The organism is Peribacillus sp. NPDC097675, assembly GCF_050277655.1.
In the GTDB taxonomy this organism is placed as follows: domain Bacteria; phylum Bacillota; class Bacilli; order Bacillales; family DSM-1321; genus Peribacillus.
In genome coordinates, this window is sequence record NZ_JBNNSK010000020.1 from 1 (window position 1) to 13,171 (window position 13,171).

Sequence of the window (13,171 nt, forward strand, 5' to 3'; positions counted from 1 at the left end):
TCAATGAATAATTATAACAATAGAAAAACAGGTGGAGAAAAACGAGTTGTTTTTCTCCACCTGTTTTATTTTAGGGACTTATTAGACAGCCCCCTGACGAACTTGCTAATATAGGAGTTCGTTTCTTTACTATTTTTAATAAATGTACAGGTTCTGATATTTAGATTTTTTTCACAAGTAAATAAATAAAATAAGGTGCTCCCAAAATGGAAACGATAATACCCACCGGTAATTCCATTGGTGCCATAATAACTCTACCAATCGTATCAGCAGATAAAAGCAGAAGACCGCCTAATACTGCAGTCATTAGCAATAACCTTGCATGTCTAGGTCCGACTAATTTTCTAGCGATGTGTGGAGCGATTAGTCCCAAGAATGTTATGCCCCCACCAACGGATACGCACGCACCTGCTAGTGCAACTGATATGAGCAATAATACTCTACGTTCTTTTTCAATAGGTAGACCTATGCCAATCGCAATCTGGTCACCTAAGCTCATTACATCAAGATTTCTTGATTTATAGAATGTGATTGGAATCAGAATGAATAACCACGGCAATAGTGCCCAAACAAAATTCCAGTTTGTGCCCCAGATGGTTCCTGATAGCCAGACTATGGTCTTCATGAAATCGTTTGGCTCCATTTTCATCTGGAAAATGACCAAGCCCGCCATGAATGCTGCATTGATTCCAATACCTACTAACAATAATCTAACAGGTGTCACTTTACCGTTTTTCCACGATAAAATATAGATTAAGAAAGCGGCAAGAAAAGCACCGACTAAAGCAGCGAAAGGCATTATGAATACGGAGGCCCAGCCTGTTAAGAAGGCCGTGCCTTGGAAAAAGAACATATACAATACGATGGCAAAACCTGCTCCTGAATTGATCCCGATGATTCCCGGATCAGCTAAAGGGTTTTGGGATAGTCCTTGTAAAATGGCCCCAGAAACGGCTATTCCCATCCCAACAAGTATCGCCATGACAATTCTTGGCAAACGGAATTCAAAGATGGTTAACTCGTTTTGAGGAGTACCGTTGCCCAAAAGCGTATTGATCACTTCGCTTAAAGGAATTTTTATGTAACCGGCATTAATGCTGATGAAAAAAACAAATACGGTTAAAAGGATGCCTATAATTAACAATAATTTAAAAAGGTTTCTTTCTTTACGCATCATATTCCGCTCCCCTCTTTACGCGCTAAATATAGGAATAAGGGGACACCAATGATAGCTGTTATGGCTCCAACAGGCGTTTCAAACGGTATGTTCACCGTTCGTCCTATGATATCTGAAACTACTAACAAAGTTCCGCCTAAAACGGCTGAGCAAGGAATGATCAATCGGTAATCACTGCCAATTAAGAACCGTACAATATGGGGGATGACCAGTCCGATAAATCCAATCATTCCGGCAATCGAAACTGCTGCCCCAGTAAGTAATAGCACCACAATGGTACCTGTGAACTTTACGAGGGTTATATTTTGTCCAAGCCCACGTGCCACTTCCTCGCCCAAGCTCAGGATAGATATAGAGCGCGAAAGGAATAGGGCCAACAAAAGCCCTCCTAGAATAAAGGGGAGAGCAAATGATATATGTTGTGGCTGAACGCTTGAGACGCTCCCTACAAACCAATAACTAATATCTTTTGATACATTGAACTTTATGCCGATCGCAGTAGAAAGCGAACTTAAAAGGGAAGCAATAGCCGAACCGGCCAACGCTAATTTGACTGGTGTGCTTCCACCTCTAGTAAGCGATGTAATGCCAAAGACAATAGCAGCACCTAACCCTGCACCGGCAAAGGAAAACATCATTAAACCTATATAGGTCATGCCAGGCATAAAGGCTAAAGCGATCGCTATAAAAAAGGAAGAACCGGCTGTTACACCCATAATGGAAGGGTCAGCCAAGGGATTTCTAATCATCCCCTGCATAATGGCTCCGGAAACAGCTAGGGCGGCTCCGACACATACTGCAGCAATGGCCCGGGGGAATCTTAATTCCCGAATGATGACATGAGAAGAGTTATTCCCGTCAAATTCAAATAATGCATTAATCACGTCACGATAGTTTAGGTCTGCAGCCCCAAAATTCACGGACACGATAATGGAAATGACCAGAGCGACCAAACCTACTATAAATATAACCATACTCATGAAGAGATTTTTATTGGTATGAAGTGAAGCAGTAGGTTCTTTTGATTTTGACTCCATAGTAACAACTACTCTCTAAAAAATAATTATTGACATTAATATCGTTCTATATTTAAATTAGTTGATAACAATTATCAATTATAGTCAATATCAACAAACAAATTATAGTCTATCATATCTCTAGGGGGATTAAAATGTATAATGTCATTAGTAAGAAAAAAATGATTCAATTATTAGGAGCTGGGATATTAGCTTTTTCTTTAGCTGGTTGTAGTGACGATGAAACCCAAAAAGATGAGGGTTCAACAAGCAAAACAGAAGAGTCATCAAGTAAAGATGGACAACAAGAAGCTAAGTCAAAAACTTTGACGGATGCAATGGGCAATAAAGTCGTCATTCCGGCTAATCCAAAACGTATCATCGCTACATATCTTGAAGATAATCTGGTTGCTCTAGGCATCGAACCGGTCGCCCAATGGAGTGTAAGTGATGGAGCGGAAGTTCAGGGATATTTACAAAATGAGTTAGAGGGCATTCCGACAATTCCATATGATCTTCCATTTGAATCCGTGCAAAAAATGGAACCGGACTTAATCATTATGGATTCAGCTGCCATGGTAGAAGGCGGTAAATACGAACAGTATAATAAGATTGCTCCTACATATGTGATCGGTAAGGAAGTCAATAATGACTGGCGCGATGAACTGACACGAGTCGGAGAAGTGTTCGGTAAAGAAGATCAAGCTCAAAAAGCTTTGAAAGATTATGATGAAAAAGCAAAAGAAGCTAAAGTCACGCTTGAAGAAAAAGTAGGTAACCCTTCAGTGGCAGCTGTTTGGTTAGTAGGCGGCAAATTCTTCATTGTTAGCGATAACCTTTCAAGTGGTGCGGTTATGTACGGTGATTTAGGGTTAAAAGAGCCAAATGTCGTAAAAGAAATCTCAGCTAAAGCAACCGGGAATTGGAGTGAAATTTCTTTAGAGAAATTAGTGGAGCTGGATGCGGAACATCTATTTTTAGTCAATAGTGATGATTCTTCGGGCTCTAAAGCTTTAAGCGACAAGTTATGGAAAAGCGTACCTGCTGTCAAGGCTGGGAATGTTCATGAATTCTCACCTGATGAAAGCTGGTTGTATACAGGCGCCATCGCTAACGGGCAAATCATTGATAATGTTTTAAAAAGTTTAGTGAAATAGTATAATAAAGGCTATCACTTTTGTGGAGATAGCCTTTATTTTTTTGAGAAATCATATAATTTCTCCTACTTCTGGTGTTTGAGTGAAATTCCTACTGAAAGAAGGTCATGAGATGGGCCACTTATTAACAAAAGAACTGTATGTAGGTTATCAAGACCACATTATCGTGGATAATATGAGCCTTCAGTTCAAAAGCAACGAGATCACTACGATAATTGGACCTAATGGTTGTGGGAAATCCACATTGCTTAAGGCAATCACGAGAATCATTCCTCATATGAGCGGAAGTGTATTGCTGGATGGGCAGTCCATAGCAAAGGAAAATACTAAAGAATTAGCAAGGAAAATGGCCATCCTTCCTCAAACTCAAGACGCGCCTGCGGGGTTAACTGTTCATGAACTCATTTCCTATGGACGTTTTCCCTACCAAAAAGGGTTTGGTAAATTATCAGTAAGAGATTATGAGATTATAGATTGGGCGTTGGAGGTCACGAATACGGCAGATTTCAAATTTCGCTCTGTCGATTCACTTTCCGGTGGGCAGCGGCAACGTGTCTGGATTGCGATGGCTCTAGCTCAGGAAACGGAAATCATCTTTTTGGATGAGCCGACAACATATTTGGATATGGCACATCAACTTGAGGTGCTGGAGTTGTTAAAAGACCTGAATGAAAAGCAAAGTCGGACGATTATAATGGTACTGCATGATCTTAACCATGCAGCTCGTTTCTCCCATAACATGATTGCCTTAAAAGATGGCCTTCTCATAAAAGAGGGGAAAAGTGAAGACGTAATGAAAAAAGAAATATTAAGAGAAGTATTCAATATCGATGCGGAGATTGTAAAAGACTCTCGTACAGGGAAGCCCTTATGCATGACGTATGACTTAATTCGGGATAAATGAGGAGATAACATGTTTTTGGTCATCAAGCGTTTTTTTAATTATTATAGACCCTATAAAGGGCTGTTCATTATTGACTTTTCAAGTGCTGTATTCATCGCCCTTTTGGAACTGATTTTCCCATTGGCCGTGAACCAGGTTATAGATGATTTGTTACCGACCAATAACTGGAGGATCATCATCCTTTCATGTATAGGACTCCTTGGTATCTATTTACTGAGTACCGGTTTGCATTTTGTCGTCACGTATTATGGACACAAACTTGGTATTAATATCGAAACGGATCTACGGAAAAATTTATTTTCTAAACTTCAAAAACAATCTTTCACTTTCTTCGATAATAATAAAACGGGTCATTTAGTTTCTAGGATGACGAGTGATTTAATGGATATTGGAGAAGTCGCCCATCATGGTCCCGAAGATTTATTCATTGCCTTCATGACCATTTTCGGAGCGTTCTTCGTCATGTTCCAAATAAATTGGCAGCTAGCGGTTATTGTTTTTGCTGTCGTTCCTTTTTTAATCGTCCTATCTGTATATTTCAGCCGTCGCATGACCAAAGCCTTTCATTCCATGTTTGGTAATATAGCGAATTATAATGCCCGTATAGAAAATAATATAAGTGGCATCCGTGTTGTACAGTCTTTTACCAAGGAAGATCATGAAATTGAGTTATTTAATCGTTCTAACTCCGAATTCCGTCATACAAAATTATTGGCCTATAAAATCATGTCGTGGAGTACTTCGATAAACTTCCTTCTCATGAAATTGGTTGCTCTAACAGTATTGGGTTGCGGAGCCTGGTATGTGATTCACGGAAAAATGACATACGGCGAATTTGTTGCCTTTATTATGTTATCAAATATCTTCGTCGCGCCGATTCAGCAGATCAGTGCGATCATTGAAACGTTACCTAAAGGTTATGCGGGATTCAAGAGATATCTTGAATTGGTTGACATGCTTCCTGATATCCAGGACAGAGATCATGCTGTAACAATCGATGATGTAAAAGGTGATGTAACTTTTAGAGATGTTTCATTTGGTTATGACTCAAACAGAACCATTTTAAATAATGTTACTTTCAGTGTGCCAGCTGGGGATACAATTGCTATGGTAGGACCATCAGGTGGTGGTAAGACAACAATAAGCAGTTTGTTGCCACGCTTTTACGATATACAGTCAGGCAGCATTCAAATCGATGGCATAGATATTCGGGATTTTACATTAAGTTCATTACGAAAGCATATTGGAATCGTTCAGCAAGATGTATTTTTGTTTGAAGGAACAATCCGTGATAACATCATGTACGGAAATAAGAATGCTACTGCTAGCCAATTGGAGAAGGCGATCGAGGATGCTCAACTAATAAATGTGATTGAGCATTTGCCTGAAGGATTGGATACATTAATCGGCGAGCGTGGTGTGAAGCTGTCAGGTGGGCAAAAGCAACGAGTTTCAATCGCCCGCATTTTCCTGAAAAATCCTCCTATTTTAATTCTGGACGAAGCTACCTCTGCATTGGATACAGAGACCGAAAAGGCTGTTCAAGAAGCATTGGAACGGCTTTCTGTAAATCGAACAACGATTATCATTGCCCATAGGTTAGCAACGATTAAGCATGCTGATCGGATAATCGTCGTTCAAAATGGCCAAATTATCGAACAAGGAACTCATGATAAGTTGATACATCACGAAGGGGCATATAAGAAATTAATTCTCGCCCAAACAGTATAATACTGAATAATCACAAAAAGTGTTCACCAGCATAATGGGGAACACTTTTTTGTTTGATAAAGCGTTTTTAGTTGAACTTGTAAAAGATAGATGGCTACCTTTTTCATTAAACTGCAAACGAATATACGGATAATTAGAAATAGACAGAAATTTAAGGTTGTGTTTTTGAATGTAGTATAATAAAATAACTTAAAACCAACTAAACTAATTGGAATATTTATATATTCAGGAGGGCAGCTTGTGCAACAACAAATCATAGAAGTAACCAATGTAAATAAATCGTTTCAAAATGGAAAACAAATAATAAATGTTCTTGATCGTGTTTCTTTTCATGTGGAAAAAGGAGAAATAGTCACATTACTTGGAAAAAGCGGATGTGGAAAAAGTACACTTCTCAACATGGTTGGAGGCTTTGAAAAGCCGGATGAAGGAAGCGTGATTCTAGATGGGAAATCTATTAAACAGCCAACCAAAAAGTGTGTCATGCTGTTTCAACAAATCAATCTCCTTCCGTGGCGTTCTGTTTTAAAAAATGTGGAATTAGGTCTTGCTGGAGAAAAAATATCACGTGAGGAAAAAAACGAACGGGTGATGGAAGCGTTGAAGCTTGTCGGGCTTGAAGGGCATCTACACCAGTTCCCCCACCAATTATCCGGTGGGATGCAACAACGTGTCGCAATTGCTCGTGCTCTTGCTATTGCACCCGATGTCATCTTGATGGATGAGCCATTTGCGGCGCTGGATACATTCAACCGATACCATTTACAAGATGAACTTCTTAGAATTCAAGAGAAGAAGAGAACGACCATTCTCCTTGTTACTCATGATATAGATGAAGCTGTCTATTTATCTGACAGAATATTGATCATGGAATCACATCCAGGGAGAATATTCAAAGATATCCCTATAAAGCTTGTAAAACCACGTGATCGGGCACATGGGGATTTTCATTATTATCGAAAGAAGATTTTAGAAGAATTCGAGTTAAGTGGTGATCAATTCGTTCCGGAGTATAACATCTGAGAGGGAGTGGTGTTTTGAGCAAGAAAAGTTGGGGGCTTTCTCTATTGATTACTTTCGTTTTGCTTTTTACGGCGTCATGTGGTCAGTCAACACAGCAAACTTCAAGTAAACCAACTATTAAAATTGGCTACCTTCCTACTACCCATGCCGGTGTACTATATCTGGATAATTACACGTATGGAGGGGAATATGCTGAATACAATATTGAGCTTGTTAAGTTCAGTTCCTGGCCTGATCTGATGGATGCATTAAATACGGGACGGGTGGAAGGCGCTTCTGTATTAGTAGAACTAGCCATGAAAGCTAAAGTGAAAGGTATCGACTTAAAAGCTGTTGCACTCGGCCATAAAGATGGGAATGTAGTTATTTCATCAAAAGAGATTGATAGCACAAAAGATTTAATAGGTAGAACATTTGCGATTCCGCATAAATACTCAACACAAAACATTTTACTGAATGAAATGCTTAAAAAAGATGGTGTAAAGTATGAAGATGTAAACGTTGTCGAGATGCCACCTGCTGAAATGCCGGCAGCACTATCTGAGAACCGGATTTCTGGATATGCAGTAGCTGAACCGTTTGGAGCAATGGCCGTTCAACTCGATAAAGGGAAAGTGCTTCACCAATCAGATGATTTATGGCCTAATTCGTATTGTTGTGTACTTGTTTTGAGAAATGATTTTATTCAGTCCAATCATGACGCCACTCAATCATTGGTGACACAATATGTAAAGACTAGTGAGATAGCGGAACAAAAAGACCAAAATCTAGTTGATTCATTTGATCAATATATGAAGGTAGAGAAAGAAGTGCTCGATTTATCACTTAAATGGATATCATTTGATGGATTACGTATCGATAAAGATGAATATAACAAGCTTCGCAAATCCGTAATCGAGATGGCTTTATTCGACAACCCGCCATCCTATGAAGAATTCGTAGACAATACATATATAGATAAAGCGATGTGATAAAGATGAATCTAATAAAAAAACTGATGAATTTTATGATTGGAATGATTGTATTAATCCTACTATGGCAAGTGATTATTTGGATAGGCGGATATGAAGAAGCTCTCTTACCTTCACCATTAAGTGTTGGAGAAGCGATCATCACTCTCATAGTTAATGGGACGTTATTCATCCACTTAAAAGTAAGTCTCGGGAGATTTATTGCAGGTTATTTATTGGCAGTCATTCCAGCTGTTCTTTTAGGAATGGTCTTAGGAAGAACCCCTCGTCTCTGGAATATAATCGATCCAATCGTACAAGTACTGAGGCCTGTTTCCCCGGTTGCTTGGTCCCCCTTTATCGTACTTTGGTTTGGAATCGGGAATATGCCCGCGATTGCAATTATTTTCGTAGCTGCTTTTTATCCCGTTCTATTGACGACGGTTGCGGGTGTTAAGAAAATTGATCGTTCCTATTTAAAAATTGCGGAAAATTTAGAAATTAAGAAGATGCAATTAATGATTAAAATTATTTTTCCTGCAGCTTTTCCATCTGTCGTGAGTGGTCTTCACCTTGCCCTTGGAACGGCGTGGATTTTCTTGGTTGCAGGAGAAATGGTAGGCGCTCAATCAGGTCTTGGTTATTTAATCGTGGATGCTAGAAATACATTGAATCTCGATTATGTATTGGCAGGTATTGTCTTTATTGGTGTTTGTGGTTTTTTATTGGACCGATTAATTGGGTTATTCGAACAATGGGTAGGAAAACACTGGGGAAGATTTTCGAATTAACCAAAGCAGAAACGAACAAAGAAACGCTAGTTCATTGCTAAGCGTTTCTTCGTTCATTTGTGATCAATGACGGTTTATTAGGTGGGATTCATTTATTCATCTTCGACGGTTAGAAGTTCTTTCTCAACAGGAATGACTTTTATATCTTGGACCCGTTCTCCTGTTTTTTTAGAATAATAGCCAATGTTCACTTCATCGCCAGTTACAGGATCAATAAGCTGTTTATAACATTTTTGTAAATGATTGCTTCCCCAAATAATGAGTGAGTTGAAGACATCTTCCAACTCCTCGCCACTTTTAGTCAATGTATAACGGTAACGAGGAGGGTGGTCAGTATAAAGTTCCGCTGTAACCAAACCTTCCTTTTCCAAGTACTTCAGCCGTTCTGATAAAAGATTAGATGAAATTCCACTTAGGGCTTTTTTTATTTCGTTAAACATTGTATGCCCGTTTAATATTTCATGTACTACCAATAAGGTCCATCGGTCACCGATGATATTTAGTGACTGGGCGATATTACAGGGCAAATCGTACCTAGTTTTCATAGTATCCCTCCGTTGTTTGATTTGATTTTACCATAGTTATTAAAAAAACAACAAAGTTGATTTTTTTAACTAAGTATAATAAAATAACCTTATAAACATTTCCACCTAAAAATAAAAAAAGTGAGGGTTTTATCATGGGACTATATTTAATTGAATCTTCATTGAAAGACATCGTATCAACAAAAGAAGAACTGGATCAGAAGGTGTCGGAACTACAATCGAAACTGAGGGACAGCAAAGCTTCATTAGTGGAACTTCAACTATCTAAGGATTTCTCCCGTTCATTCTTCATTATTGAAGGAGAAAATCAAAATGCAGCAACTGAGGCATTAAAAGGTGAGGGTATTTCTGTAGAACTTGTGAAAGAAGTTCGCCTCGTCGGAAAAGAATTAGAAGATGTGAAGAAATACAATGAGGTGGTCAACTACTTAGTTGAATGGAATATCCCGGAAAACCTTACGATGGAACAATACTTGGCGAGAAAGAAAAAGAATTCCGTACATTATCAAGAGGTGCCAGAGGTGGCCTTCTCAAGAACGTATGTGTGTGAAGATATGACAAAATGTCTTTGCTTCTACGATGCACCTGATGAAGCAGCAATTAAACGTGCTCGTGAAGCAGTCCAAACTCCTATAACTTCTATTACGGAGATTCATACAGAAACCAAATAAACTGATCTTAAAAAAATGACACTTAAACCAGTGAGGTTTGGGTGTCATTTTTTTTATTTTTTAAAGAAGATATTATCTGAAAATTTCGAGTAGAGGGTTGCTATTTTGAATGGGGTATAATAAAATAACCTTAAACCAACTAAACTAATGTGAATAAGTGAGTTTCTTGCTTTTCTAAATAGATAAAGTGTTTTTGGTTAATAAAGTCCTGTTACTATTCATAAAAGTTATCATCGAATTTACAAAAAAGTTTTCCTTCTATGTTGTGCTTTTCTAGTGACACAACAATTTCTACAGACTCATCACCGATTACTTGCATCACTAAATTTTATACAGATACTAAATATAAATAGGGAGGAATTTTGGTCATGGAATCGTGCATAGTGGAAAAAAATCTTATGATCGAACAATTAATTGAAAAAGAATTAAAGCCTTTCGTAAAGAAAATTGATGCTGATGCTTTTTATGCAGATGGTTTTCTGAAAAAGCTCGGTGAAGCGGGCCTGTTTTCTTCTATTAATAAGCAGGATAAAGAAATGTTATTAGATGAAATGCATGTAGTTAAAGAAACGGCTAAAGTATGCATGACCACAGCATTTTGTCTCTGGTGTCACTTGGCTGCATTAACTTATATCCGGAAAACTGATAATTTAGAAATAAAAAATAAGTTATTGTCATCTTTTGAAAATGGGGAAATATTAGGTGCAACAGGTTTATCCAATCCGATGAAGTATTACGCGGGGCTTGAGAAACTGAATTTGAGTGCGGAACCGGTTGAAGGCGGTTATATCATTAATGGTGTATTAGCGTCCGTTTCTAATCTTGGGGAGAACCATTGGTTTGGGTTAGTTGCGGGTGTAAGCGAGAACAAACGTATTATGGGCGTTGTTCCTTGTAACGTATCCGGTTTGAAGCTTAAAGAGAAGGTGGATTACTTAGGGATTAATGGTAGTTCTACGTATGCGTGTGCCTTTAATGATGTATTTATTCCTAAAGAATGGATACTGTCTGAAAATGCTGATTTGTTTGTGGAGAAAATTCGTCCAGCATTCATTGCTTATCAAATCCCCCTAGGACTAGGTGTTACCCAAGCATCTATCGAATTAATCGAAAAGGTTGGTCAGAAGCAGAATGGGTGTAATCTATATTTAAAAACTCAATCAGACGATTTGCAAGAGGAAGCGCGAAAACTAGAGGAAAAGGTTTTAACAATATTTAATCGTGATGAATCTCTTAATTGGAAAGATGTTGCGGATATCAGGCTTAAAGTTGCTTACCTAACACTTAAGGCTGTTCAAACAAATATGCTTCATAACGGCAGTGCAGGTTATTTAAAAGACAGTGCACCATCAAGAAAACTTAGAGAGGCATATTTCTTTGCAAACCTGACACCAACAGTGAAGCATTTGGAAAAAGTCCTTACTGTATAACAATTTCCTCATGAGAATGTTTACTCATGGGGGTTTTTGTTTTGTAAATTACATCCCTTTGAATATAATAAGGGTCAAAATGCATATGGTATTCCTTTATTAAATAGAAAGCTTAAGAAAAAGGAAATCCGAAAGTTTATGTAAAAACGTATAAAAGTAGAAGTTTTAGTCAGTAAGGGATCCGTCTAGATGACTATTACACACAAATTAAGGATGGCACGAAAACCAGTGAAAGCGATTTGAATAAAGATACATATTATTTTGTTAATTCGGGAATAAAGACATGTCTTATAACGTAAAGGCTACCTTCAAATTGAGTGAGTATTATGAAAAGGAAAGTAACGATACAGTTAAAAACAGCTACCTCAATTAAATAAAAACGATTACGGTGTTTTACAACAATTCACGGATAAAGATTATATGAATTTTTCCGTAAAGATAAAAAGGAAAGTGACAATCACTTATAATAATACACATAAAGAGCAGAGAGAAATCTTAATCGTCAATTCAAAGGATAAGATTTATAAAAATAAACACGGACTATCATGTATAAAAACCTAGCACCAGTTCAATTTCCATCTCCTTACCAGAATGCATTTATTATGTTCTGGTTCAATACGGGAGTGGGGCGTATAAAAATTAAGGTAAAGTAACCTGAAATGTTACGTGCAAAAAACGGTGCGAACCAGTTAGTGGCTGCACCGTTTTTTTGTTGAAGCGGGCTATTACATATCGTGACTGCTGTTATGTTTTTGTCGAGAGTGTTGTCTGTTTTTCACTTTATGAGATCCACTTAGCGGTTCAGGCTGACCGGATTTTTTTTCTTGAGGTGCATTTTTTTGCATGCTTTTTCCATCATTTTTACTCATATGACATCCCTCCTAATTGTTAAGATAATCAGTTCGAGTAAATTTATTCACGAGCATATATTTGCAACCAACGTACATCCTAATGATTGAAAACAAACATATTGAGGAGCTGAAACTAATGCAGGATAAACAAGATAAGCGGAGGTCTTTTCAAGAGGCACAGCAAAGCTTCAAACAAGTAAATGATGCATTCTTTGCGATTGAAAAGACAGCACCAAACTATGGGGCAGAATTGAATCATGTAAAACAGGAAGTGAATGAAGCTTATCAGCAAATCCAATCTGCTTTAACTACGGCTTCTGAGCATCAGCGTGAACAGTTAAGGCAATTTGAGCAGGATATCCAAGAAATTGTGAACGAAGTCAATTCTGATAGCTATTGATGGTGATAATTAAAACTGATAGGAACTGACTGTGGAGTATCATCAGCAAAATATATTAGGCTTTTTGAAGAGTTATCAGTACCTTCAAAAAGCCTATTTTCATGAGCTACATCGTAATCATTGATTTTTCTTGCGTTTTTTATTATTTTGCCTTTGTTCCTCTGTTAAAGGTGGTTCATTACCCAATTCATCATTGTAACCTGCCCCGTTACCTTGAGATTTAGCTGCGTTCATTCCCGGTATTACATGATTTGCTTTTTGTTTTGCCATTTCGACACCTCCATTCATAGAGTGTCATAAGGTACGATGATTATGTATGATCTTCAAATATGTTTTGTTGGAATAATTTTTCAGCTGAAAATTATGGGAAATGGACTAGAAAAAAGCTTCTTTAAAGCGTGCAATGAACATTCCTAAAAGTGTTAAGGAATTTTACATAAGATAAACTTATCAAAAACAATAACTTTCTTGTTATTTACTTATGCTCATTTCTATATTACTATTAGATAGAAGAGAGAGTTAGGG

Annotated in this window: 14 protein-coding genes; 9 read left to right on the plus strand and 5 right to left on the minus strand. The window is 37.8% G+C overall.

The window, feature by feature from the left end; genetic code table 11:
* Positions 1-160: 160 nt before the first annotated feature.
* Complete coding sequence (locus ACQKL5_RS20535) at positions 161-1,174, minus strand: FecCD family ABC transporter permease (protein ID WP_427610737.1); 1,014 nt, start codon at positions 1,172-1,174, stop codon at positions 161-163.
* Positions 1,174-2,157, minus strand: a complete 984-nt coding sequence (locus ACQKL5_RS20540) for a FecCD family ABC transporter permease (RefSeq protein WP_427610738.1) — start codon at positions 2,155-2,157, stop codon at positions 1,174-1,176. The genes ACQKL5_RS20535 and ACQKL5_RS20540 overlap by 1 nt, the downstream gene beginning before the upstream one ends.
* Before the next feature lie 191 nt (positions 2,158-2,348).
* On the opposite strand from ACQKL5_RS20540, the gene ACQKL5_RS20545 reads away from it, so the two are divergent.
* The 6 genes from ACQKL5_RS20545 (at position 2,349) to ACQKL5_RS20570 (ending at position 8,749) form a co-directional block, all read left to right on the plus strand.
* Positions 2,349-3,350 (plus strand): ABC transporter substrate-binding protein, encoded by a 1,002-nt coding sequence (locus tag ACQKL5_RS20545; protein WP_427610696.1) that lies wholly within the window; start codon positions 2,349-2,351, stop codon positions 3,348-3,350.
* Between the two features lie 112 nt (positions 3,351-3,462).
* A complete protein-coding gene (locus ACQKL5_RS20550) occupies positions 3,463-4,254 on the plus strand; it encodes an ABC transporter ATP-binding protein (protein ID WP_427610697.1) in 792 nt (263 codons plus the stop codon).
* Positions 4,255-4,263: 9 nt separating this feature from the next.
* On the plus strand, positions 4,264-5,985 hold the full coding sequence (locus ACQKL5_RS20555; protein ID WP_427610698.1) for an ABC transporter ATP-binding protein: 1,722 nt from the start codon (positions 4,264-4,266) through the stop codon (positions 5,983-5,985).
* A 240-nt stretch (positions 5,986-6,225) separates the two neighbouring features.
* Positions 6,226-7,008, plus strand: a complete 783-nt coding sequence (locus tag ACQKL5_RS20560) for an ABC transporter ATP-binding protein (RefSeq protein ID WP_427610699.1) — start codon at positions 6,226-6,228, stop codon at positions 7,006-7,008.
* Between the two features lie 14 nt (positions 7,009-7,022).
* A complete protein-coding gene (locus tag ACQKL5_RS20565; protein WP_427610700.1) occupies positions 7,023-7,979 on the plus strand; it encodes an ABC transporter substrate-binding protein in 957 nt (318 codons plus the stop codon).
* 5 nt (positions 7,980-7,984) lie between these two features.
* On the plus strand, positions 7,985-8,749 hold the full coding sequence (locus tag ACQKL5_RS20570) for an ABC transporter permease (protein WP_427610701.1): 765 nt from the start codon (positions 7,985-7,987) through the stop codon (positions 8,747-8,749).
* A 92-nt stretch (positions 8,750-8,841) separates the two neighbouring features.
* Here the strand turns inward: ACQKL5_RS20570 and ACQKL5_RS20575 are convergent, their stop codons facing one another.
* On the minus strand, positions 8,842-9,294 hold the full coding sequence (locus ACQKL5_RS20575) for a winged helix-turn-helix transcriptional regulator (RefSeq protein WP_427610702.1): 453 nt from the start codon (positions 9,292-9,294) through the stop codon (positions 8,842-8,844).
* A 134-nt stretch (positions 9,295-9,428) separates the two neighbouring features.
* On the opposite strand from ACQKL5_RS20575, the gene ACQKL5_RS20580 reads away from it, so the two are divergent.
* Both ACQKL5_RS20580 and ACQKL5_RS20585 read left to right on the plus strand, forming a co-directional pair.
* A complete protein-coding gene (locus ACQKL5_RS20580) occupies positions 9,429-9,965 on the plus strand; it encodes a DUF4242 domain-containing protein (RefSeq protein ID WP_427610703.1) in 537 nt (178 codons plus the stop codon).
* Positions 9,966-10,333: 368 nt separating this feature from the next.
* Positions 10,334-11,395, plus strand: coding sequence for an acyl-CoA dehydrogenase family protein (locus ACQKL5_RS20585; protein WP_427610704.1), 1,062 nt, complete (start codon positions 10,334-10,336; stop codon positions 11,393-11,395).
* Between the two features lie 725 nt (positions 11,396-12,120).
* Here the strand turns inward: ACQKL5_RS20585 and ACQKL5_RS20590 are convergent.
* Entirely contained in the window at positions 12,121-12,264 is a 144-nt protein-coding gene (locus tag ACQKL5_RS20590; protein WP_427610705.1) for a small acid-soluble spore protein P, read from the minus strand.
* A gap of 118 nt (positions 12,265-12,382) precedes the next feature.
* Between ACQKL5_RS20590 and ACQKL5_RS20595 the strand changes: the two genes are divergently transcribed.
* Complete coding sequence (locus ACQKL5_RS20595) at positions 12,383-12,646, plus strand: hypothetical protein (RefSeq protein WP_427610706.1); 264 nt, start codon at positions 12,383-12,385, stop codon at positions 12,644-12,646.
* A gap of 117 nt (positions 12,647-12,763) precedes the next feature.
* On the opposite strand, the gene sspO is transcribed toward ACQKL5_RS20595, so the two are convergent.
* Positions 12,764-12,916 (minus strand): small acid-soluble spore protein O, encoded by a 153-nt coding sequence (sspO, locus tag ACQKL5_RS20600; protein WP_427610707.1) that lies wholly within the window; start codon positions 12,914-12,916, stop codon positions 12,764-12,766.
* Positions 12,917-13,171 lie beyond the last annotated feature (255 nt).